This is a genomic window from Bifidobacterium choladohabitans, assembly GCF_016102005.1.
Lineage (GTDB): Bacteria > Actinomycetota > Actinomycetes > Actinomycetales > Bifidobacteriaceae > Bombiscardovia > Bombiscardovia choladohabitans.
This window is the reverse complement of record NZ_JACFPL010000001.1, coordinates 591,418-615,558: the sequence shown is the minus strand read 5'-3', so window position 1 is coordinate 615,558 and position 24,141 is coordinate 591,418. Positions and strand designations below refer to the sequence as shown.

The following is a 24,141-nucleotide window of genomic DNA, read 5'->3' as shown; positions in this document are numbered from 1 at the left end:
GTCGCCTGGAGTGCTTGATTAGACTGGTGTCTTATGAGCGATGCGAAAATGGAAACAGTGATCGATGATCAGGCGCAGGGCGGGGGTCCACGGGCCCAGGCCGCCCGCCAGGTGGAGGAACTGCGTGCCGATGTGGACACCATCGATGCCGCCATTGTCGCCATGCTGGCCGAGCGGTTCAGGGTGACCCACCGCATTGGGTTGCTCAAGGCCCAGGCAGGATTCGCCTCGGCAGATATGCACCGGGAGAGCACACAAGTAGCTGCCTTGCGAGACAAGGCTGATGATTACGGGCTGGATCCTGATCTGGCCGAGGCCTATTTGCATCTGGTGGCCGACGCTGCCAAGCGCGACCACGAGCGGTTGGCCAGCCAGGCCAATTCACGCTGATGTGGCTTAAATGCACAATCTTGCCGGCGCTGCGAACTGGTCGGCGCCTGAGCTTCTTGGCCGATATGGCGATCAAGGCGTCAGTCTTGCCTTTGCTGCCTGTGAAATTATGGAGCTCAAGAGGGATTTGACCTTATTCATAGAGGGTAGATTCATAGTGGGGTAGTGGGGTGGTCCCGTTGTACTTGGGGGTTGGCGGGACCACCCTGTGTCGGGATTGTTGAGTGTGCTCCCAACTTTCCTTACTCGCGTCAAGAATGGTAGTGGGACGCCTTCAGGTTCACATGATACCGTGGACTTTTTGGCTCATGCGATGTCGTTTGGCGGCCAGTCCGCTGCTAGCAAGCATGAGTCCGACTAGAAGAGCGGTCATGATGCCTTGCTGCCCAGTCAGGGGAAGAACCCCTAACTGTATGTATTTGTAAGTGTTAGTGGTGTCGTCCGGTTCCGCGGAACCATTCAGGGTCCATGCAATGGTGACAGTGACTTCTTCAGGTGCGTGCCAGGGAGTGGTGACCAGCCAGGTGCCATTGTGAAGATCAGTAGGAGTGCCTGGGCTGGGGGTCTGTCCGAAAGTGACGCTTTCAGCTTTGGGCTCGCCAGGGAAGATAGCCTTTACGGGGGTATTCATATAGGTGGAAGGGTCGTCCCATATAGATGGGTCGCCATGCTTTTTGTTGCCGAGTTGACCGGAGCTGTTCTGTCCCCAAGCGTACAGCTCGCCATCTTCGCCGATCCCCACGGTGTGGTATCCGCCTGCTTCCAGTCTGTTAAATGCGTGTCCGGCGAGAGTCTGAGGAGATGACGGGCTGGTAGTAATGACATCGTTAGCCCGCCACGAGGTGCTGTTTCTCCCATCGCCTAATTGGCCTGACGCGTCCAGTCCCCAGGTGTACCACTTCCCGTCGGTGCCTTCGAGAGTGGAATGATAGTAGCCAGATGCAATGCGGGTTGCGGTGACATCGGAAGGCAGCTTGACCGCTGTGGGTTTGCTCAAGCTTGCCTTGGTATAGTCCCATATGGAGGAAGCGCCCGTGCCCATACCCAGCTGACCTGAGCTATTGAGCCCCCAGGCCCAGACCTGTCCTGTGTTGTCCAAGGCCAGCGAGTGGTAGGCTCCTGCGGCGAGCTGGGTGATTCGGGTGTTCCCATCCATTGAAACGCGCGTCGGCACGCTCTTGCTTTTTGAGTTAAGACCAACAGCCCCGGCATTCTCGCCATTGCCCAACTGTCCCGTTCCGTTCAGTCCCCAGGTCCAGACCTTGCCTGTGTCATCCAATGCCAGTGAGTGGTATGCTCCAGCGGTGATTTGCGTGAATTTGACTCCGGTGGGTGACTTCACTTTAGTTGGGACCTTGGCAATGACCGTATTGTCATCTCGGTCCGATCCCAGATGTCCGTCGCCTAGCTGACCTGCACCATCCAGTCCCCAGGCCCAAACCCCGCCCTGTTCATCCAAGGCCAGGGAGTGATAGTAGCCGGCGGCAATCCGTGTAAATCGGACACCCATTGGCATTTGGACTTTTACAGGAGTGGTACTGTTGACTGAATCGTCTGTGGTACCCGAACCGCTTCGGCCGTCTCCTAGCTGTCCCGAACCGCTTCGGCCGTCTCCTAGCTGTCCCGAACCGTTCATCCCCCAAGCCCAGGCTTGTCCAGAACTGTCCAAGGCCAGAGAATGCAAACCTCCCGCGCTGACGGCGATGAAACGTACCACCTGGGGTGCTGCGACTCTGGTAGGCGTGTCTCTTAATGCGGAATTGTCTTTTGAACCAGCACTGCCGATTCCAAGCTGGCCCTTAGCATTCGATCCCCACGAGTACAAGGCTCCATCGCTGCCAAGGGCCAAGGAGAAGGCATCACCGCCGCTGACCTGGCTGAACTTGATGCCTCGGGCAGCCGGAGGTGTCAAGATCACATTGTCACCGCCAGTTGTTGCCCCTTGCTTGCGATCTGTGCTCCATGATCCATCCCCCTTAGTCCAATGCGCGGCCAAGGTCATATCACTGACCACAGGATCAGCGAAATCGTATGCGACCTCATTTAAAAACCATCCGTCAAATAGCCAGCCTGCTCGGACGGGATCGGAAACAGGGCGAACTGCCTGCCCGCCATCGTCAACCCACTGGGATGGAGGCGCGGATGAATCTTCGCTGGTCATGAAGGTGACCTTGTGCTTGGTGGCAGAGAGGTAGCGGTAATCGAATTGCTCGGTTGGGCGGGTTCCCTCCATACTCCAGTCAACATCCAGCTTCACCAGTCCCTCGGGGTGGGCAGGTGATGTTATCCTCCACGTCCCATCGGCTTGTCTGGATGGGATGGTCGTACTGGGTATCCCATCAAATTTGGCACCGGTGATACGTGCTGGTTCCGGGAAGAGCACTGGGTTTGGATGGGAAGTGTCCTCTTCCTCGCTGGTATCATCCCAGATCCCGCCTTGAATCGTATTTCCATTGCCTAATTGGCCAGAGGCATTGTACCCCCATGAGTATGTCTGCCCATCGCTGCCAAGAGCAATAGAGTGTGAGTATCCAGCACATATCTGGACGGCATGGATGTTGTTGGGCATCTCCACCTTGTTCGGCTTGGCGACGCTGACTGAATTGTCGATATAGTTGCTCCCGCTTTGTCCGTTGCCTAGTTGGCCAGAGCCATTGAGTCCCCAGGCCCAGGCTTGACCTGCCTCGTCAATGGCTGTGGTGTGGTAGGCGGTGGCGTTGATTTGCACGAACCTGGTGCCGATTGGTGACTGAACTTGAACTGGTTTGTTTGTATCCGCACTTGTGCTTTCCGCATCCCAGATTCCTTTGCTGCCCTTAGCGCCGTTGCCTAGTGCGCCTGAACTATTCAGTCCCCAGGCCCAAGCCTGTCCTGTGTTGTCGATTGCTAGGGAGTAGTAGGCTCCGGCACTAATCTGCTTTATGACGACTGTATTCGGTAACTGCGAAAGGGTAGGAGTGGGGGCGTTGACGCTCCCATCCATATAGCTGGTGCCATTCTTTCCGTTGCCGATTTGGCCTGATCCATTCAGTCCCCAGGCCCAGACCCTGCCCTGTTCATCCAAGGCCAGGGAATGGAACCAACCGGTGCTGATGGCAGTTATTCGGGAGTCGTCGGGAATCCGTATCTGAACAGGTTTGTTCTGTACCGGATTGTTCTTGTCTCCCGCCCCTGTTCCCAGTTGACCGGCATTGTTGAGTCCCCAGGCCCAGACCCTGCCCTGATCGTCCAGGGCCAGCGATTCTACCCCTCCGGCGCTGATATGGGTGAAGTGAACTCCAGTTGGCATGACTACCTTGGTGGGCTGATCCTTGTCTGCGGTATTGTTGAAATTGCTAGTGGCGCTTGTTCCGGGATCAACGCCGATACCCAGCTGTCCTGTTCCGTTCAGTCCCCAGGCCCAGGCGTTACCGTCGTTGTCCAAGGCCAGGGAGTGGTAGAAGCCGGCGGAGACTTTCGTAAAACGTATATTGGCTGGTGACTGGATCTTGACAGGCGTTGCCTTACTGGCGCTATTGTCCGTATAGCTTATGTTCTTATTCCCAGTAGCGTGTTGACCGTTGCCTAGTTGCCCGGAGCCGTTGAGTCCCCAGGCCCAGGTGCTTCCGTCGGATGCCAAGGCCAGGTTGTGGTATGCTCCTGCACTGATCTGGCTGAAGCGTATGCCTCGAGGCTGAGGAGGCGTCAGTGTCACCTCGGTGCCTCCTTGGGTGCTTCCGTGGTCTGGATTCATGCTCCAGATGCCCTTGACTGGTGTCCAATGAGCTGTCAGAGTCAGATTTGATGTGACGGGCTGGCTGAAGTCATAGGCAACATCATTGTTGAACCAGCCATCGAAGGCGAAGCCCTGACGGGTGGGGTCAGCCGGGCGTTTGGCATTTTGCCCGCTTTGTGGGTTTTGCGTTTCAGGCCCAGGCGAACCGCCTGCCGTATTGAACGATACTTGGTAGCTGGATTCGATTTGCGGGACTGGAGCAGATCGCATACTCAAAGGAGAAGGGGACGATAGAGTCGGGGATGATGGAAATGGCGAGTATGAGTTCAGTTGCGAGGAGGATGGTGAGGGGATAGGAGATGATGTCGGAAACGAATGGGTGGTTTTATCTTCGGTTCCAGCTTCAACATTATTAGGATAATAAGGTATACTTAACTTCGACCCCCCCCCCCCCCCGATTCTCATATGAACTTTGTTCTTGGGAAGCGGGAGCAAAATCCTGAGCCGCGTTAGCGCAGGTCAAACCAGCAACAGCGCATAGGCCGAGCGTGGTCAATACCGTGAAAACGCCGCGAATAAGCTGTTGCTTCCCCATGAGTTCCTCCTCCAAGGCACAGACCAGCCCAAAATCCCCGATTGAAGCTGAAAATGTGCCGCCTGCGAAACAGGCATTACATTAAATAGTTTAGCAGAGCACCTGCGCTTATATCAATAAGGCATTAGCTGGCCGTCTGTCACCTCAAAGGAGTAGATAGCGGTCAGAAAGGATCCTGTTTAGCGGATCATCATTATAAAGAGTTTTCAAGTACGAAGTTACAAGAAAACCTGCCCTTATGGCCGATGGCTCGGGTCAACTCCTATGCCATCGGCCATAAGGTATCAGTGAGTGCTGGCTAGGGTCTGATGGGCTGTTTCCAGGTAATGTTGCCTCGCTGCCAGGACTGTCACCGTCACGAAAAGTCCTACAAGCAGTATGACGAGCAGACCCTGGCTGCCGGTCAGGGGCAGAATATCCCTGTAGGTAAAGGGCAGGCTCTCAGTCTGAGAGCTGCCTTGGCCCACATCCCAGGTGATATTGACTGTTGTTTGGCCTGCCTTGAAGGCTGGGGTATAGAAGGTCCAGGTATTCCATGATCCCCATGTGTCGGCTGTGCTGCTCCGGGTCAGTTCAAGAACCGATGCAGTATGCGGATCCGTGCCGACTGTGGCCGAGCTGATGGTCAATTGCGGCGGGCAGACCAAGGTGGCCGCCTTGACTGAGTCGCTGTCCAAATTGGTGCCGAGCTGCTTGCCGCCATTGTCACCCCAACCGTAGGCCATGCCGTCGGAGTCGATGGCCAGGACTTGGCGCTCGCCTGCACTGATCTGTATGGTGCTACCGTCCTTGCTCACCAAAACGGGGGATGTGCTGATGGATCCTGAGATGGAGACATTGCCCAGGGCGTTTTGACCGTTGTTGCCCCAGGTGTAGATTCGCCCTTTGTCGTCAATTCCTGCGCAGAACCATCCTCCGGCGCTGATCTCGGTGGGTTTGAATCCATCGCTGCCTCCGTCGGGATCGGCCACCGCGGTTGGTATTGCGGCATCATTGGTGTCTCCGGTACCCAGTCGCCCATCGGTATTCGCACCCCAGGCGTAGGCTTTGCCGTCTCTGCCAATGGCCAGGGAGTGCGAGCCTCCTGCGCTGACCTGAGTGGCGAAGAATCCCGTTGACCCGTCCTCGTATTGCACGGGTGACGATACCGACACAGGAGTGGCCTGTGAGGATTTGGCATTGTTGCCCAGTCTACCGCTGTCGCCGTATCCCCAGGCGTAGGTTTGCCCGCTTATGCCGATAATCAGAGAGTGCTGATATCCCGCACTGACCTGTCTGGCCTGGAATCCAGGACTGGTGGCGCTTGCGTTGACGGCTACTGGAGCAGGGGCATTTCCGGTCGTGTTGCCGTCGCCCACCTGTCCGCCGTTGCTCCTGTCTCCCCAGGCGTAGACCTGATGATCCTTGCCGATGGCCAGGGAATGATAGCCTCCTGCACTTACCTGGGTGTATGCGAAGTCGGTACCTGCGTCGGATGGCTTCTTCACTTGGACGGGCGTCTTGCTGCTGTCCTTGCTGCCGTTACCGAGCTGTCCCCTGCTGTTGTCTCCCCAGGCGTAGGCGTTGCCGTCACTGCCGAGTGCCAGCGAGAATCCATATCCAGCGCTTACCTGAATGTAGGCGAAGTCGGTACCTGCGTCGGATGGCTTCTTCACTTGGACGGGTGTCTTGCTGCTGTCCTTGCTGCCGTTACCGAGCTGTCCCCTGCTGTTGTCTCCCCAGGCGTAGGCATTCCCGTCGCTGCCGACAGCCAAGGAATGGTTTTTGCCTGTACTGACCTGGGCGAAACGGATGCTGCGCTGTGAGGGTGGAGTGATGGTGACCTGGTATCCGCCAGTGGACGGACTGACGGTTGGGTCGACGGTCATTGGGGTCGAAGGCGTCCAGTGTGCGACCAGGGTCAACGGGTCTGTGACCGGCTTGCCGAAGTCGTAGGCCACATTGGAACTGCCGTCAGCCGCTTTGACGAACCACCCGTCGAACAGGAAGTCCGTTTTGGCCACGGTCTGTCGGGGTACCAATTCGCCTTCCTCGATGTCCTTGCTCGTCCATGCAGCTCCAGTGCCTCCCTCAGGGTCAAGCGTTATGCGTTTCTTGGTCCGATCGAAGGTGTAGTCGAACTGCTGTGTCTGCCTTGAGTCTCCGGTATCGTCGGCAATAGTCCATGTGATGGTGAAGCTGGAGGGGCCGTAGGGGTACGCGGGCGTGACAAAGGTCCAATCCTGGTTTGTATCCCAGGTGTCTTTGCCTGTCTGGGTCAGATTCGTGGCCGGCTTGGTGCTGCTGGCCATGGTGCCGAAGATGACCTTAATCAGGGTGATCTGCGGTGACTGTGTGGTGCCGGGCACTGAGGTCGCTCCGGTTCGTCCAAGCTGGTTGTAGTAGCTGTATCCCCAGGTGTAGAGCAATCCGTCAGACCCGATGGCCGTCTGGTGATGGCTGGAGGTGGACACTGCGGAAGCCTTTATTGACTGAGCCAGTGTGATGGCTTTCGGATTGGTTTGCCATGCCGTATTATCGTTCACACCGTTGCCCAGCTGGCCGTAACCCTCCTTGCCCCAGGTAAAGATCCTTCCGCTGTCATCTATGGCTTCCGATCCATCGTCGCCTGCGCTGAAGGCGGTGATGTTGACAGCATCGGCTCCGAAACTGATCGCGGTGGATCCTCTCGTACTGACATTGGTATCTGTGGTGGAGCCGATGGCGGTGCCGGAACCCCATCCATAGAGGTCATGATCCGTATCCAGCGCCAGCACGTGCTGGTAGCCTGCGCTGATGGCGATATAGAACCGGGTATCAGGCTGTCCGGTGTCCAGGTCTTGGACACGTGTCGGTGTCGGACTGTCATTAGGGGCGCCGTTGCCAAGCTGCCCCTTGTCGTTCTGGCCCCAAGTCCAAGCGTGGCCTTGACTGTCCAGGGCCGTGCCCGAGGTAAATCCTGCGCTGATGGCGGTGATGTTAGACAGCGCCGTGACCTTGGTAGGGGTGGAATGGCTGTCATAGTTGCCGATGCCGAGCTGGCCGTAAGTGTTGTCGCCCCAGGTGTAGACCGTGCCGTCCGAGGCCAGGGCCATGGCATATGCCCGTCCTGCGCTGATGGCGGTGATTTTGGCATTGTCTGTCTGTGCTTTTACTGGTTCGTTGGAATTATCGGTAGTGCCGTTGCCGAGCTGTCCCTTGCCGTTGCTGCCCCAGGTGTAGACCGTGCCGTCCGAGGCCAGGGCCATGGAATAAGCATCCCCGGCGCTGACGGCTATGAAGATCTTTCCTTTTATGGCATCATTTTCGGTGATCCGCACCGGCGTTGTTGCCGTGCCTGAGTCTTTGCCGTTTCCCAGTCCGCCGCTGGCCTGATTCCCCCAGGCGTAGACGTGTCCGTCAGAACCCACAGCCAGGGTGTGGTAGCGCCCGGCGCTGGCCTGGGCAAATCTCACTGCTCTGGGCTTGGGGGGAGTCAGGGTGATTTTGGAGCCCCCGGTGTCGTCGCCATGGAGGGCATCCGAGGTTTTCCATTTCATGTCTGACGAAGACCAATGCGCTTTCAGATTCAGCGGTTCGGTGACCGGACTGCTGAAGTCATAGGCCACATTGGAACTGCCGTCTGCCTCTTTGACGAACCAGCCGTCGAACAGGAAGCCTGCCTTGGTGACGGTGGGAGGCGAGGCCTGCTTGCCTGCGGTGACGAACTGGTCCGAGGCCGATGAACCCCCGTCCGAATCAAAGGTGACCTTCTGGGCAGTGGGTGTGAATGTATAGTTGCCAATGCTTTGCCCCTGTTGTGCAGCACCGCCAATGGACCATTGACCGTCGTTGATCCTGATCTTGGTGGTTCCGTAAGTGTGGTGCGGGGTAGTGACCGTCCATGGGGTATTTGAACTCCAGGTGTCGTCGCCTGCTGAAGTTCGGCTAATCGGGCTGTTGGTGTCGGTCTTTGCTACATCTGTCCTGCCAAAGGTCACCTTGGCCAGATCTATCTGGGGTGGGCCGACCGCTGCAGGCTTGGTCTGCGAACCGCTTTGAGGTCCCTTGCTGCCCTGTCCCAGCTTGCCGCTTTTCGCTTCCCCCCAGCTGTAGGGGAGCCCGTCCGAGCCGATGGCCAGGCTGTGCCGGCAGACATCGAATGCGGCGACTGTGACGCCTGTCAGGCTCACCTCGGTCATAGTTGATTTAGGCTTTGTGGTTCCGTCGCCCAGCTGACCGCTGGAATTGCTTCCGAACATATACAGGCTGCCCTCGGAGTCGACCACCGCAGAGGAGTAGTCCCCGGCGCTGACCGAGACAGGCACCGCCGCTCCTGTGGGCAGACTTACCTGGCTTGGATAGAAGGAGTGAACGCTGTCGGCATTGGCGTCATTGCCCTTGGTCAGCGGATAGCCCCAGTAGTTCACGTTGCCTGTATTGCTCAGTGCCAGGACGTGCAGGTACCCCGCATCGATGTCGGTGTAGACAGTGCTGTCTGCGGCACCGGTCGAGTCGCCGAGAATGCGCTCAGGAGTGTAGACATTGGAACCGCTGCTGGTACCGTCCATCGTGCCGATGCTGAGCTGGCCGCCCTGGTTGCGTCCCCAGGCGTAGGCATGACCTTGGCTGTCCAACGCCGTTTGGAAATCATATCCGGCACTGATGGTGGTGAAGGTGACGCCGGATGGAGAGGCCACCGCCGCGGGTGAAGGGTTGACGTTGACACCCGTGTGCCCGTTGCCAAGCTGGCCGTATTGATTGTCTCCCCATGTGTAGATCGTCCCGTCCGAGGACAGGGCCATGGCATGCCAGTATCCGGCACTGATGGCGGTGATGGTGGCGTTGAGATTCGCCTTTACCGGCACTGAGGAATCCGTGGTGGAGCCGTTGCCGAGTTCACCACGGTCGTTGTTGCCCCAGGTGTAGACGGTGCCGTCCGAGGCCAGTGCCATGGAGAACGTGGTTCCCGCGCTGACGGATACGAAGATCTTTCCCTTGATAGCGTCATTCTCGGTGATCCGAACCGGCGTGTTTCTGTTGATTGTGGTGTCGTCGCCGAGCTCACCCCTGCTGTTGTCTCCCCAGGCGTAGACGTGGCCGTCCGAGCCTACGGCCAGGGTGTGATCGTGGCCGGTGCTGACCTGTGCGAATCTGACCCCTCTGGGCTTGGGGGAAACCAGGGTGATTGCCGAGCTCCCGGTGTCGTCGCCGCTGACGTCGGCTGTCGTCCACTGGGCGTCGTTGACCGACGACCAATGGGCCGTCAGCGACTGCGCGCTGGTGACCGGCTTGCCGAAGTCATAGGCCACATCGGAGCCCTTCAGGAACCATCCGTCAAACAGGTAACCTGATTTGGCGACGGTGGGAGGGGATGCCAGATGGCCTGAGGTTACTGTCTGGCTCAAGGCCGGCGAGCCGGACGTCAGCGAGCCCCCGTCAGGCTCGAAGGTAAGGGTATATGAGGATGAATCCCTGGTCTGTGGCGACTTGGCTCTCGGTGAGCTGTTCCTGATGGGTTTGTCTGTCTTTTTCTCACTGAACGGTTGGATGGACTCGAAAGGCGAGGGATTGTTGCTGGCCAGCGGCGATGGTGTGGCGGTCGGAGCAGCGGCCCCGGCCTGTGCTTCGCCGCCCGTCCTGAGCAATGGACTCACGCTGCTGTACGGGCTGGGAGAGGGCGTTTCCGTGGTAGGCGAAGGTGCCGTATCGCCTGTGGTTGCGTATGCGCCTGTTGATGCTCCGATCAGCGCCAGCCCTATCATGGCTGTCAGCGTCATCAGTCTGCGGATGCCATGAGCATTCCCCATTCGATTCTTCCTCCCCAAACGTGCCGATTCCCCAGGTCGTAGCCCCAAAATCTGCGTCGGTGCACACTAAAATAAAGTCCCTCTATAACTTCTACTGTAGCATTGCAATCTTCGAGCAGTTCATAGTGTCGTGATCAGGCCCTTGCAGGACAAATTCGTTGCAAGAGGCATGCCGTTGATTGTGGAAGCCGCACTTTTTGTATGAGCGCCGAAGGTTCGATTGGCATTGCGGATTGCCACGATGGTTGCACTGATAACGGCCTTGTCGCCAGTGACGCCGACAAAAAACCGGGGCGGTGCCTATGGCTGAACCGCCCCGGTTGCATTGGGAATTGTGAAGCCTACTTGCGAGGCTTCTTGGCGGGGGGCTCGCCCAGCTGGCTGGTGGTCACACGGATGCCCGCCTCATCCTCGCCGGCTCCCGTCGCCTCGGACTGAGCGGTCTCCTCGACCAGATCCAGATCTCCGGTGACCCTGCCCGCTTCGGCTATGTCGTCCAGGGCGGCCTTGACGGCTTCCAGGCCCTCCGGCGCCACGCTCAAGGAGGCTGAGAGGATGGGGGTCTTCATGGAGACCTTGGCCTCGGACTTGATCCGCCGCAGGGAGGCCAAGGCCGTGCCTGCCCAGGCCAAAAGAGCCGGATCCTGGCCCTGGGCAGCTGCCCGATAGGATTCCGGACGTGGCCAGGAGGCGCGGTGGACCGATCCGTCCCCCTGGTGCATCCACTGCCAGGCCTCTTCGGTGGCGAAGGGCAGGAAGGGTGCCAGGAGACGATCCAGAGCATCCAGGACCAGCCCCAGGGTTGTGCGGGCGCTCAGCACCTGGGCCTCGTCAGGGGTCCTGCCGGTGGCATCCGCGGTCCCATAGGCCCGGTTCTTGGCCAGCTCGATGTAGTTGTCGCAGAAGTCCCAGAAGAAGGATTCGGTCACCTCCAGGGCCTTGGAGTGCTCGTAGGATTCCAAGGCCCTGGTGGCCTGGTCGATCACCTGGGCAAGGCCGGCCAGAACCGCGCGATCCAACGGGACCGTGACGTCAGCGGGGTTCCAGGTGGCCTCCGCTGACCGGGTGACCTTATGGTTCTCATCCTCCCGACCGATGGCCAGGGCGAACTTGACGGCGTTGAGGAGCTTGACGGCCAGGCGGCGGCCGATTTTCATCTGCCCCTCATCGTAGGTGGCATCCAGGCCCAACCGGGCGCAGGATGCCCAGTAGCGCACAGCGTCGGCTCCATACTTCTTGATGGGTTCGTCGGGCACCACCACATTGCCCTTGGACTTGCTCATCTTCTTATGGTCCGGGTCCAGGATCCACCCCGACAGAGTGGTGTCGCTCCAGGGCAGGCAGCCGTTCTCCAGGTGGGCGCGGTCCATGGAGCTGAAGAGCCAGGTGCGGATGATGTCCTGGCCTTGGGGGCGCAGGTCCATGGGGAAGGTGGCCTTGAAGAGGGCCTGGTCCTGTTCGCCCGGCTCGGCCCAGTGGGTCACGATCTGGGGGGTCAGGGAGCTGGTGGCCCAGGTGTCCATGATGTCCTTCTCGGCCGTGAAGCCGCCAGGCTGGTCTCGCTGGGATTCCTCGAAGCCCTCGGGCACATCAGTGCTGGGATCGATGGGGAGCCTGTCCTCGGCCGGGGTGATGGGATGGGCGTAGTCGGTCTCGCCGTTCTCCTTGACCGGATACCAGAGGGGGAAGGGGACTCCGAAGAAGCGCTGCCGGGAGATCAGCCAGTCGCCGTTTAGGCCCTCGACCCAGTTGTTGTAGCGCACCCGCATGAAGTCCGGGTGGAAGTTGAGCTCCTTGCCGCGCTCCAGCAGCTCCTGGTTCAGTTTCTGGTCGGTGCCGCCGTTGCGTAGGTACCACTGGCGGGAGGTGACGATCTCCAGAGGCTTGTCGCCCTTCTCGTAGAAGTTGGTCATGCGCTTGGTGGGCTTGGGCTCGCCGTCCAGGTCGCCGGACTCGCGCAGGGCGTCCACGATGATCTTGCGGGCTGAGAAGGTGGTCTTGCCCTCGGTCTGCTCGAAAATGCGCCGCCCGCCCTCATCGGTGATCCAGTCCGGCACGTCCATGACGATTCGTCCGTTGCGCTGGATGATGGACCTGGTGGGCAGATTCAGATCCCGCCACCACTGCACGTCGGTCACGTCGCCGAAGGTGCAGCACATGGCGATGCCGGCGCCCTTGTCCATCTCGGCGGCGGGATGGGCCAGGATGGGCACCTCCACCTTGAACAGGGGGGAGTAGACCTTCTGCCCGAAATACTTCTGGTAGCGCTTGTCATCCGGGTGGGCGATCAGGGCGCCACAGGCCGCCAGCAGCTCAGGCCTGGTGGTCTCGATGTATATCGGCGTGCCGTCCGCAAACCGGAAGGCCACCCTGTGGTAGAAGCCGTCGTACTCGCGCGACTCCAGCTCGGCCTGGGCCACGGCGGTCTGGAAGGTCACGTCCCAGAGCCCGGGGGCCTCCTTCTGGTAGGCCTCGCCCCTGGCCAGGTTCCGCAGGAAAGCCTTCTGTGCCACACGGCGGGGATGCTCGCCGATGGTGTGGTAGGTCTGCGACCAGTCCACCGACAGGCCCAACGACCGCCAGAGCTGCTCGAAGAGCTTCTCGTCCTCGGCGGTCAGTTCCTCGCACAGTTCGATGAAATTCTGACGGGAGACGGGCACCTGGTCCTTGGCGCTGATCTTCTTGCCCTTGGTCCCATGGAAGGGGGGTTTGAAGTCCGGATCGTACTTGAGCGAGGTGTCCACGCGGACACCGTAATAGTTCTGGACCCGCCGCTCGGTGGGCAGGCCGTTGTCGTCCCAGCCCATGGGGTAGAAGACGTCGTAGCCCTGCATCCGCTTGAACCGGGCGATTACGTCGGTATGGGTGTACGAGAAGACGTGTCCGACGTGCAAATGCCCCGAAACCGTGGGCGGCGGGGTGTCGATGGAGTAGACGCCGGAGCGCTCGCGGGTGTTGCGGAAGCGGTAGACGCCGGACTCGTCCCAGTCGCGGCACCACTTTTCCTCCAGGCCATCCACGCCCACCCTCTCGGGCAGGGGGGTCAGATGGGCATTGACGATTCCTTGGTGTTCAGCAGACATACCAGCATTTTATGGACGAACAGTGACAAGGGGCACCGGCCTTTTCACCCCTGGATGCGCAGGTTCCACAGGGGCAGGTAGCGGTCCAACAGAGAGCTGGGCATGCCCTTCAGGCGCGGGGCGGTGAGGACCAGGGGCGTACGCTGATACAGCCAGTCGCTGGGGGAGAGGTCGCTGACCTGTCGGGCAAAGGCCTTCAGCCGCTCGGCATAGGTGTTCTGGTCGGTGCAGTCCGTCACCTGCTTCCAGGAGTTCTGAACATCGACGTTGTCGAAGAGCATGGTGGAGTCGGGGTCGGCGAAGCGGTCGATTTCATCATTGTCCATGACCATCAGGGCCATGTCGTAGTCGCGGCGGTTGAGTACTTGGTCACGGAAGGTGGGCTGATCCACCATGGATACCTGGGTGGGGATGCCTGCTGCTTTGAGTTGTGTGCGCATCAGGTCGCCCACTTGGCTGCCGAATTCGCGTGGATAGACCAGACGTAGACCGTTCTTAAAGAAGGAAGGGCGGTAGTAGGAGGACCGATGAATCGCCTGGGCACGGTCGAAGGGGAAGGCCTGCAGGTCGGGATCGTAGCCGGGGCTCAGCTGGTTGAGCGGTCCGCCCAGCGCCTTGGCCCCGCCTCCCCCCAGTTTGGCGATGGATTCTCGATCCAGGGCGTAGCGGACGGCCTCGCGCATGTGCTGGTCGGACAGCGGGCTGGTTGCTATGTTGTTGAAGGCCAGGACCACATTGTCTGTGCTGGGCGTAGCGGTCGGCGTCCTGTGGGCCTGCGCGGCGGTGGCGGAATCCATGTCCACTACAGCGTCCAGGCGTCCCTGGTCCAGATCCTTGATGGTCTCTTGTGGGCTGCCGGTGTAGCTGAAGATTACCTTGCCGATGGCGGCCTTGTCCGGGCCTTTGTAGGATTTGCTGGCGGTCAGGGTAAGGCTGGTGCCCGGCTGCCAGTCATCCACCTGGTAGGGGCCTGAACCAGCTGATCGAGTGGAATAGTTGACCCTGGCCTGGCGGTCGTAGACTATGCCTGCCCGACCGCTCAGGGCGGTCAGCAGTCTGGCGTTCGGGCTCTTCAGACCGATCACCAGTGTGGCATCATCGGGGTTGGTGACCCTGGCCAGTCCGTCCAGATCCCGATGGCCCTGGTACTGATGGTCGATGATCTGGTGCAGGGACCAGAGGGCATCCTCCGAGGTCAGGCGGCGGCCGTCGGCGAAGCGGGCGTCATTGCGCAGATGAAAGGTATAGAGCAGGCCGTTTGCGGAGATCTCCCAGTTCTGGGCCAGGCCGGGCGTCGGCCGACCTTTGGCGTCGGGCCTGGTCAGGGTCTGGTAGACGTTGCCCATCAGGGCCTGGTCGGTGGCGCGTCCTGGTTCGGTGCGGATGTCCAGGGAGACGGGGGCCTGGCGGGCCCGGATGCGTACGATTCGGCCTGAACCCTCCTGGGCCCAGGGCAGCCGCCAGCCTCCTTGGCCTGTCACCAGCGGCCAGGCCATATAGGTGCCCGCGGTCAGGACCGCCAGTACCAGGAAAAAGATGATTCCGGATCTGATTTGCTTGTGTCTGCCGCGTGCCATGGTCTCGATTCTACCGAGAGGCTGGTCCGGCCAGGAGCTCGGCGCTGGGGCATGTTTCGGCCAGGGGGCAGTGGAGGCAGTCGGGCTTGCGGGCGTGGCAGGTGGCCCGGCCATGCAGAATCAGCCTGTGCGACAGATTGGTCCAGTCCTCGGGCGGGAAGCAGTCGCAGATCTCATGCTCGATCTTCACCGGATCGGGGTGGGTGCTGCGCCAGTCGGTCCGCCAGCGCAGACGGCCGGTGACCCGGGTGACGTGGGTGTCCACCGGGAATCCGGGGATGTTGAAGGCATTTCCCAGGACCACGTTGGCGGTCTTGCGCCCCACGCCGGGCAGGCTGGTCAGCTCCTCCATGGTCTGGGGGACCTTGCCGCCGTAGTCTTCGGTCAGCATCAGGGAGAGCCCCAAGAGGTGGCGGGCCTTGGTATGGTAGAAGCCCACCGGGTGGATGATGGCCTCCAGTTCGGCAGGCTGGGCCTGGGCCATGGTCGCGGGGTCGGGGTAGCGCTCGAAGAGTTCGGGGGTCACCGAGTTGACCCGCTTGTCGGTCGTCTGGGCGCTCAGGACCGTGGCAACCAGCAGTTCAAAGGGGTTGCGGAAGTGCAGGGCGCAGACCGCCTCGGGAAAGACCTGGCAGAGGATGCGGTACTCCTCGTGCATGCGGGCCAGGCGTCGGGCCTTGCTTTCCCTGCCCTGAGGGCGCTTTCGATTTGATGATGCATCAGTCACTGTGATTGGTTTTCTTCTTCTGGGAATCCTGGGATTGTTCCGACTGGCTGTCCTTTTGCTCGGCTGGGTCTGGGCCGGTCTCGGCATCCGGCTCGGGCTTGGGGACTGAGGCCGTCCGTGCCGACGAGGGCGGATCGAACCGGTAGCCCACGTTGCGGACCGTGCCGATCAGGTGCTCGTACTCACTGCCCAGCTTGGCCCTGAGCCGCCGCACGTGCACATCCACCGTTCTGGTGCCGCCGTAGTAGTCATAGCCCCAGACCTCCTGGAGGAGCTGGGCTCTGGTGAAGACCCTGCCTGGATGCTGAACCAGGTATTTGAGCAGCTCGAACTCCTTGTAGGCCAGGTTGATGGGCTGACCGTGGATCCGGGCCGTGTAGCTCTCGGTGTCCACAACCAGGTCACCCGAGCGGACCTGACCGGTGGGCACCTGGTCCTCTACCTCTTCTGGCTGGACATCCGGCTTGCGTGTCGGTGTCACGCGCTGGCAGACCAGACGCAGCCGGGCCTCGACCTCCGCGGGGGATGCGGACTGAATGATAATATCGGCCACGCCCCAGCTGGCATTGACCACAGTGAAGCCGCCCTCGCTCAGAATAAGGATGATGGGCGTGGACAGGCCCGAGGCCCGGGTCAGGTTGCAGAGGGTCTTGGCCTCGGCCAGGTCGTCGCTGGCGTCAATCAGCAGCACGGTGTCCTCGGGCATTCTTACCAGGGAGGCGGCATCCAGGGGCAGGACGCGCACCCGATGGGAGAGCAGGGCCAAGGCTGGCAGAACCGATGCCGGGTCCTCGGCGCAGGTCATCAAGGTCAGATCCGTCACGGGGGTACCTTCTTCCCTGTCCGTTCGTCCATAGCGGGGGGTGGATTCGTTGAACAGTCGTCATCATTGTACAATCGGCCCGTCACAGGGGCTCTGAGTTCACAGGATGGCCTTGCCCTAGGATGTGACGTATGGCTCCCCGACGGGGACAGGCAGGAGGACCCATGGCGCAGACAGTAAAAGAAACCCGGGATGGGCACGCGCCCGCCCTGACGCAGCTGCTGGCCCTGGCGGCCCTGATCCTGCCGGGAGTGGCGACGGGCTTGCTGGCCGAGCCCCGGGTCGCTCGAGGGGTGCAGGCCGTTCTGGTTCTGGCGCTGGCATTGGCCATGCTGGCCTCTTGGCCACTGGTCGGCCAGGGTATCCGACCCGGTCCAGACCGGGCTGTGTTCGGTCTGCTTGCCTTGGCAGCTCTGGTGCCGACCCTGGCCGTGCAGGGGCCTGGTGCCCTATGGGCCTGGCTGTCGACTGCGGCATTCCTGCTGGCCCTCCTGGCCGTATTCATGTTCGTTCGGCAGATGCTGCGTCGGGACCGGCGGATGGTCATCCGTGGCATTTCTGCAACCGCCATGGGCGGGGTGACCGCTGTCGCCGCCTCGGGGTGGGTCTTTCTGCCGGAGCTGGTCAGAGGCCTCCATCCCGACCTGATGCCGATTCTGGTGATGCTTGTGGCCTTGCTGCTGCTGGTCGGGCTCATGACCTCGGGTTACCGCTGGGCCCAGGAGGCAGCTGATCGGCGTGGGGCCGTTGGTCTGGCGCTGATGTCGGTTCTTCTGGCCGGATCCATCGTGGTTCTGGCCGCTATGGTCTTGCAGACGACGTTCTGAGTCAGGCATTCATCAGGTGGTCCAGAAGGATCTGGATGCCCATGACGATCAGAATGATGCCGCCGGCGATTCTGGCAGGCTTGCGCCAGCGGGACCCGACCGCGTATCCGATGCGCAGCCCCAGAATGGAGGCCGCAGCCGTCACCAGCCCGATGACCAGTGCGGATAGCCAGATGTTGATGCCCAGCAAGGCCAGGCCTGCGCCCACGCCGAATGAGTCGATGCTGGTGGCGATGGCTGCGGGAAGCATCTGCCGCCAGGAGAAGCTCTCCTCGCCGTTCGTTCCCCCTTCCTCGCCATAGACGCCCTCGCGGATCATATTGACCCCGATGGCTGAAAGGATACCGAAGATAATCCAGTGATCCACGGCGGCCAGGGAGTCCTGCAGCATGGAAGCGGCGAAGTAGCCCAGCAGGGGCAGCAGCGTCTGGAATCCGCCGAACCAAAGTCCGACCAGCCAATGATGGCGGGCCCGCAGTCGGTCCACGGACAGTCCCTTGCTGATGGAGACGGCAAAAGCGTCGGAAGATACACCTAAAGCGATAAACAACAATCTCAAGAACACGGCATTCCTTGAAAGGGTTCATCCCCGGTGGGATGGGCCTCGACCAGGTCTCCTCAAACCCGCCTACGCCTCGGGAGCGTCGAGCGCGGAACTGCCGATTGGAGTCGGCTTTGAATTCGTTGAATGCCGTTCACATGCTACGCCATAACAGTATGGACATGGATTTTACCTGTCATCGCTGGAACAATCAAGCATGACATGAGACTGGATTTGGACTTTCAACGAGCCACGGTCACAGTCAGGCTGCCCCTGCTGAGTGGATGGCGTTACTGGTCCTGGTAGGTGACGGCATAGAACTCGCCGTTCTGGAAGCGGGCCATGTACACATCGCTGACCTTGTGGATGCCCTGCTTGGCCAGTTGTTCGTCAAGCCAGTCCTCGTCCCGTCCCATGGTGTCAAGAACGTCGGGATTGACCCGCCCGTCCATGACCACCGGGTAGCGCACGTCCTTGTCGCCCTCGGAGATGATGGTCAGGCCGCCGTTCTGCTCGACGATGCCCCGCTTGACGTCGCGGATGTCGTTGATGCCCTTGGTGCGCAGCTTGAAGTCCACCTCCTTGGCCGTCAGGTTGACCTTCAGGCAGTTCTGGACCAGCAGTTTGCCATTCTTGATGATGGTGACCGGTTCGCCGTCGATGTACTTGCCCACCGCGTGGATGTGGGTCTTGGCGTACCGGGTGATGAGAATCAGCGCAGCCCATATCAGCAGGATGACAATGTACTGGGCCATGGAGATGCTGTCGCTGTAGATGACCCCGCCGATGATGCCGCCCAGGACGTAGTTCTGCAGCTGGTCCATGGGCGAGGTGGGCGCCAGGTTCCCCTTACCGGTCACATTGATGAGCAGGGTGATGAAGAGCAGCCCGACAATCAGCTTCAGGGCCACGTTGACGTAGAAATTGATATCCATGGGTCACTCTCCGATCACGGTGATGTCTGGGTGGTACAGGTCGGCCCGCTGTAGCAGGAACTCGGAGCCGGAGCTGTTGAATACCAGGGTGTAGTAGCCCTTGGGGGTCTTGATGATCATGTCGTTGTTGCGCGAGGTGTCGTTGATGCTGATCTGCTCGGGATTGACCTTGAGCTTGGCTGCCGACTTGTCGATGACCGTGGTCAGCTGTCCGCTCTGCAGGCTGGCCGTGCGCAGATTGGTGTAGTCGCTGTACTGGATGGCCGCCGCCAGCAGGAGCAGGGTGGCCAGGATGATGGACAGATCCTTGTACTTATGGTTCCAGCGATGGCGGGAGTACATGAATAGGAAGAAGAGGAAGGCCAGGGCCAGAAGGACGACCACGATGATCCTGATCATGGTCCAGTTGGTCTGCCCGCCCTTGAGGTATTGGTACGTATAGAAAGTCATAGCCGCTCCTACCCTTGCGCGCGCACCCGCAATTCGCAATCGTAGACGGCTGGAGGCGTTTTGGGAGGATTTGGGCATGCAAAACCCCGGTTCGGGCGCTCGATTGGGCCCTTGCCGGGGTGGTTGAGACCGCTGGGCGGCCTTGAGAGGTCAGTGCTGGGCGGCCAGGCGCTCGCGTGCAGCCTTGATCTGGGTCTCGGCGGCCTCGGCGTTGGTCCAGTAGTCGCCGGGCATGACCTCCTTGCCCGGCTCCAGGGCCTTGTACTGCTCGAAGAAGTGCTTGATCTCCTGCTTGTGGAAGTCGGAGACGTCGTCGATGTCCTTGATGGCGTCGAAGCGGACGTCGGCGGGCACGCAGAGGACCTTGTCATCCCCGCCGGCCTCGTCGACCATGTGGTAGAGACCAACGGCGCGGCATTCAACGATGCAACCCGGGAAGACCGAGTCGGGAATCATGACCAGGGCATCCAAGGGATCCCCGTCCTCGCCCAGGGTGCCATCGATGTACCCGTAGTCATCGGGGTAGCCCATGGAGGTGAAGAGGGTGCGGTCCAGCCTGATATGGCCGCTGTCGTGGTCCATCTCGTACTTGTTGCGGGAGCCCCGGGGGATCTCGACCAACACGTCGAATGTCTCTGCCATTGTCCTGTCTCCTTTTCGGTCTGGACGGCATAGGTATGTCTCATACACAGCATAACCGTCCCGCGGCACATTCGACCACAGTCTCCCGCTCACGCACCTATATGCCCGTCGGCCGCTCATACTCAAGGCATGGGCGGGTGAAGAGTGAGGACGAGTATGAACAAGCATAGATGGATCGGCCTCTTGGCGGCTCTGGCTGCCCTGGCGACCCTTGCCGGTCCGGCGGCTCCAGCCGTGGCTGGCGGGGGATCAGGTCATGCCGGCGGCAGACCGGTGCCTCCCGGTGGCCAAAAGGTCCGGCTCTGGCAGGGTTGGGCCTACAAGGATGACGATCATGGTGCCTTTGGCGGCTATGAGATAGGCAGCGTAGACAGGGCGTTCTCCCAGATGGGGGTGGTGGACGGAGGCAATGCCACCACGGCACGGGTCAAACGGCAGGCTCTGGATGAGGCCAACGGCAACTGCCAGGCGCGCTTTAACGAGGCCCATGCCGACCAATCCGGACAGGGCCACTGCCGGGTGACCGGCGTGGGCGTGGTTGCCGGCTACCGTGGGTCCCGGCGTATCTTTGACGGGATCTCCGTGGCTATTCACAAGCTTTGGATGGATAACTGGCGCAGCCAGGTGGCCAACAGCACCTTCAGCAACCGTGGGGTGACCTATCGGACCAGCGACTCCTTCTGGGATCAGTCCAACGACAATCTGGACAAATTCGCTGACGAGTATGCGGGCAACGAGAAGGGCATCTCCCTGGTGGTGATCATGCTCAACGACTACGAGCCCAAGCCGGCCGATCTGCCGCCGGATCCACCTGACAAGCAAGTGGATCGTGGCACCAGCGCGGATGGGATGACCAATCGCACCCATATCGTCACTGGAACCGGTCGGGGCGGTCGCGAACTGACCTTTACCGATGTCTTCAACCCTCAAGGCAAGCAGTACCGTATCAGCGGTCAGCATGTCAAAGACCAGACCAGCGGCGAAGACCTGACCGACAAATTCGTTTTCAACACGGACGAAGGGACCAGGCCGCCTGGAGACCGGGCCACAGCCACCTGGAAAGGCGGTGCTCTGCCGGAGGAACACCGCTGGGCATGGCAGTTGGATGTGACCGTCGACCGGCCGGAGACCGGGGTAATCCTGGACCAGGGGAAAGTCCATTGGAAAGGCGGCGCCCGTGAGGTTGACCAGTCGACACCGGAGCGTCGGACACCCACCTGGAAGCCCAGGCCGGACAAATCCTGGATTCTGCGAGACACAGCCACGGGGGCGTGGAAGAGTGTTGTAGACCCCCAATGGAGTAACGGGACCGGTGCTGACGGACACGTCTTTCTGGACGGCGACCGGGTGGGGTCGGTGGTCAACGCCACTGTCGAAGCCCATCTGATTGAGGCCCCTAAGGTTTTCGCCCTGACCGACGACTGGAGCGCCGCCGACTATCTGGTTGATCAGGATGGGGCTCGGGCCATTCGTATCTTCATGGCCAAGGCTAAGGCGGATGCAGACGGGCACTATCGCCGCAGCAGCGTCGGAGACATCGTGACCAAGGGCAGGGATGTGACCGACCGTTTCGAGATCAGCGTGACAGGCACTCGGGCTCGGGCCCAGGCCAAGAGCGGGTGGCTGAACGGCCTCAAGGGGATGGAGGACCCTATGCAGGTCACCATGCTGGTTCCCTTCACGGTCCGATTTGCCAACGGCGGTGGTGCGGCCAAGGTTCGCAAGGATCTTGGCGGAACACCCGACCAGGAGCTGACCTTCTGCAAAGCGCCTGACGGCCATGGCAACCAGGGCGAGGCCCTGACCAATTCGGGCTCCCAAACGGTCAACACGCAGAGTGTACGGACCAACAAGCCAGGCATCTGCGGATACCTGCCTCCGGTGCGCAAGGATGTCATCTCGGAGGCCGGCCAGGGCGGTCAGCAGGCCAGTGTTGATGGCAAGGTGGTCTTCCCTGGTCAACGGTTGGAGTATCAGCTGGATACCCAGCCCAGCCTGCCCGACAAGCTGGCCTATCCTGTCAAATCAATCATCCTGACGGATGTCTATGATCGCTGGTTTTTGCCCGACAAGCAGACTCTTGAGGTGACTGACCTGCAGAGCGGCGATGTCATCGCCAAGACCGGATATGCCACAAAGTGGAAGGACAAGGACCATAGCCTGCGGGTGACCATTACCGACCCCGCCCGTATCGGCCGGTGGCGGGCCGGGGGCAACCCCAGAATCCGCCTGCGCTTCGAGGGCAGTGTTGATCCCAAGGCCCCAACGGATCATCGTGTGGACAATCAATGGGTGCTGACGCTGAACAACTCGCTGACTCCCTCCAACCGGGTGAGCAACCCGCCGGCTGACTTCCATCCTTCAAAGAGCGATGTCAGCTGGCATGACCCAGGCATCAGCATCGATGGCAAGGTGCTTTTTGTGGGCGACCGTGGTGTCTATCGGATCAGTCTGGACGCCCGCCGAAAAGACACCGCCTATCCGGTCTGGCGGTTGGGCATGACGGATGCCTACGACGCTCGTCACCTGGATATCGATCCCAAGGGCATCGAGGTTCTGGGTTCCGATGGCCGTGATTACACCAAGACCTTCAACATTCAGGTGGCTGACGGCATGGTCCTGGTCTTCGCCAAAACCGTTGATACCTATGTTCCGGCCACAGGTGTGATCCTTAAAGGGGATCCCCAGCCTGCCGACCTGGCTGCTTATGCCGCCGCCCGAGGCCATAATCCCCTCTTGGAACCGTCTATTGACCAAGGGCTGCTGGGGCGCACCTACAATCTGGTCCTGCCATACATGGTCATCCGTGCGGAAACCGGTCACGTGGTTCGCAATCAGGCGACTCAGATTGTCAACGACCTACATAAAGCGACCAACGTGGTCGCCAATCCGGTCAAGCCGCTCAATCCCGCCAAGGATGTGGTAGTCGCAGTGGGTGGAGGAAGCGCTCATGGTGGCAGTATCTACCGTGACCGACTCTTCCTCTACCGTCTGGACTCCAGTCTGCTGCCGGCCGGACGTGCCTATCCGCAGGTGAAGACCTGGCGGATTGAGGATCAGCTGAACCCAGCGGTGGATCGGTTCACTGGCCATTGGGCCGTCTACGCAACCCAGGACCTCTACGGGAATGGGCGCATCCTGATTCATCATGGACAGATCATGGCTGGTTCAGACATGTCTGCAGATATCCATGGCGGTCCTTTGTTTACGATGACCGCAGACCCTGCAGGTCTGATCAAAGTGGAGGCTACATCCCGGTATCTGGCCCTGGTCAGCGCTTCAGGCGACCGCCCGGTCGGTTGGAGGGTCTACCTGCAATGCAGGCGGCTGAAGAAGGTGGAGCGTCATGAGAACCGATTCACTGAGTTCTATCAGGACAAGACCCTGGTCTCCAACACGGTCTGGACCAGAACGCCCGATATGACACCGGCCCTGCATATTGAGAAGTTTGATCAGGCAGGCGGTATGCCCAAAGGGGATCGGGATCAGCCGGAACAGGCTCTCCGGACTCATGACGATGTCCCCATCGTCTTCCGAATCACCAATGATTCTCCTCGTGATCCCAGCGATGGAACCGGAGCAGTCTTCCCTGCCCGACAGCTTCATCTTGAGGATCAGACAGTCGTGGGGCAGGGGCGGGTGACCGGGATCCGCTATCCCGATAATTGGTCGACCCTTATGCTCCGTCCTGGCCAGTCAGTGGACGTGCATGCTAGGGTGACGGGCATATCAGGTCGGCACACCGACAGGGCCAGGGTGATCGGCAGTCCTCTGGTGCCCTGTCCGGTAGAAGATGAGGCGTCCCTTCCTGAACGGGAAGATACCGGCAAGGCTTCTCTACAGCCTGATTCTCGGGGCGTGATGGTCGAAGGTCATCTGCTGTGCTCGGATCGGGCCGTCCGTTCCAATAGCGACGATTGGAACGCCCTTGGGGAAGCACTGCCCAAAACCGGGGAAGCAGTGGTCCTTCCTCTGGCCATTGTTGCATTGGCAGTCGTGACCGGCTCGCTTCTCTCCGGGATGGCCAGGAGGGTGTCCAAGGGCCACGGGGGATGGAAGTGATCGCCG

13 protein-coding genes are annotated in these 24,141 nt (G+C 60.4%); 3 read left to right on the top strand and 10 right to left on the bottom strand.

Translation table 11 applies throughout. The annotated features are described in order from the left end of the window. Positions 1-33: 33 nt before the first annotated feature. Positions 34-390 carry a chorismate mutase gene (locus H3S97_RS02605; protein WP_198187887.1) on the top strand — a complete coding sequence of 119 codons (357 nt, stop codon included), beginning with the start codon at positions 34-36 and terminating at the stop codon, positions 388-390. Between the two features lie 280 nt (positions 391-670). Here the strand turns inward: H3S97_RS02605 and H3S97_RS02600 are convergent, their stop codons facing one another. The 6 genes from H3S97_RS02600 to H3S97_RS02575 form a co-directional block, all read right to left on the bottom strand. Further along, entirely contained in the window at positions 671-4,570 is a 3,900-nt protein-coding gene (locus H3S97_RS02600) for an RCC1 domain-containing protein (RefSeq protein WP_198219521.1), read from the bottom strand. Positions 4,571-4,984: 414 nt separating this feature from the next. Further along, entirely contained in the window at positions 4,985-10,468 is a 5,484-nt protein-coding gene (locus tag H3S97_RS02595) for an RCC1 domain-containing protein (protein ID WP_198219520.1), read from the bottom strand. Positions 10,469-10,809: 341 nt separating this feature from the next. Then, entirely contained in the window at positions 10,810-13,551 is a 2,742-nt protein-coding gene (gene valS / locus H3S97_RS02590; protein ID WP_198177223.1) for a valine--tRNA ligase, read from the bottom strand. Positions 13,552-13,595: 44 nt separating this feature from the next. Then, a complete protein-coding gene (locus tag H3S97_RS02585; RefSeq protein WP_198177224.1) occupies positions 13,596-15,128 on the bottom strand; it encodes an ABC transporter substrate-binding protein in 1,533 nt (510 codons plus the stop codon). A gap of 10 nt (positions 15,129-15,138) precedes the next feature. Next, the gene (nth, locus tag H3S97_RS02580; RefSeq protein ID WP_198177225.1) at positions 15,139-15,786 is read right to left on the bottom strand and encodes an endonuclease III; all 648 of its coding nucleotides are present in this window, start codon (positions 15,784-15,786) and stop codon (positions 15,139-15,141) included. A gap of 61 nt (positions 15,787-15,847) precedes the next feature. Next, the gene (locus tag H3S97_RS02575) at positions 15,848-16,678 is read right to left on the bottom strand and encodes a winged helix-turn-helix transcriptional regulator (RefSeq protein WP_198177226.1); all 831 of its coding nucleotides are present in this window, start codon (positions 16,676-16,678) and stop codon (positions 15,848-15,850) included. A 164-nt stretch (positions 16,679-16,842) separates the two neighbouring features. Here H3S97_RS02575 and H3S97_RS02570 point away from each other — a divergent pair, with 164 nt between their 5' ends. Beyond that, positions 16,843-17,505: a hypothetical protein gene (locus H3S97_RS02570; protein ID WP_198177227.1), complete on the top strand. Its 663-nt coding sequence runs from the start codon at positions 16,843-16,845 to the stop codon at positions 17,503-17,505. Position 17,506: 1 nt separating this feature from the next. Here the strand turns inward: H3S97_RS02570 and H3S97_RS02565 are convergent, their stop codons facing one another. The 4 genes from H3S97_RS02565 to H3S97_RS02550 form a co-directional block, all read right to left on the bottom strand. After that, a complete protein-coding gene (locus H3S97_RS02565; RefSeq protein ID WP_198177228.1) occupies positions 17,507-18,070 on the bottom strand; it encodes a manganese efflux pump MntP in 564 nt (187 codons plus the stop codon). Between the two features lie 266 nt (positions 18,071-18,336). Continuing rightward, a complete protein-coding gene (locus tag H3S97_RS02560) occupies positions 18,337-18,981 on the bottom strand; it encodes a DUF421 domain-containing protein (RefSeq protein WP_198177229.1) in 645 nt (214 codons plus the stop codon). Between the two features lie 3 nt (positions 18,982-18,984). Next, positions 18,985-19,431: a DUF3290 family protein gene (locus tag H3S97_RS02555; RefSeq protein ID WP_198177230.1), complete on the bottom strand. Its 447-nt coding sequence runs from the start codon at positions 19,429-19,431 to the stop codon at positions 18,985-18,987. A 150-nt stretch (positions 19,432-19,581) separates the two neighbouring features. Continuing rightward, the gene (locus tag H3S97_RS02550) at positions 19,582-20,073 is read right to left on the bottom strand and encodes an inorganic diphosphatase (RefSeq protein ID WP_015022497.1); all 492 of its coding nucleotides are present in this window, start codon (positions 20,071-20,073) and stop codon (positions 19,582-19,584) included. A 156-nt stretch (positions 20,074-20,229) separates the two neighbouring features. Here H3S97_RS02550 and H3S97_RS02545 point away from each other — a divergent pair, with 156 nt between their 5' ends. After that, the gene (locus tag H3S97_RS02545) at positions 20,230-24,135 is read left to right on the top strand and encodes an LPXTG cell wall anchor domain-containing protein (RefSeq protein ID WP_198177231.1); all 3,906 of its coding nucleotides are present in this window, start codon (positions 20,230-20,232) and stop codon (positions 24,133-24,135) included. Positions 24,136-24,141: the final 6 nt, after the last annotated feature.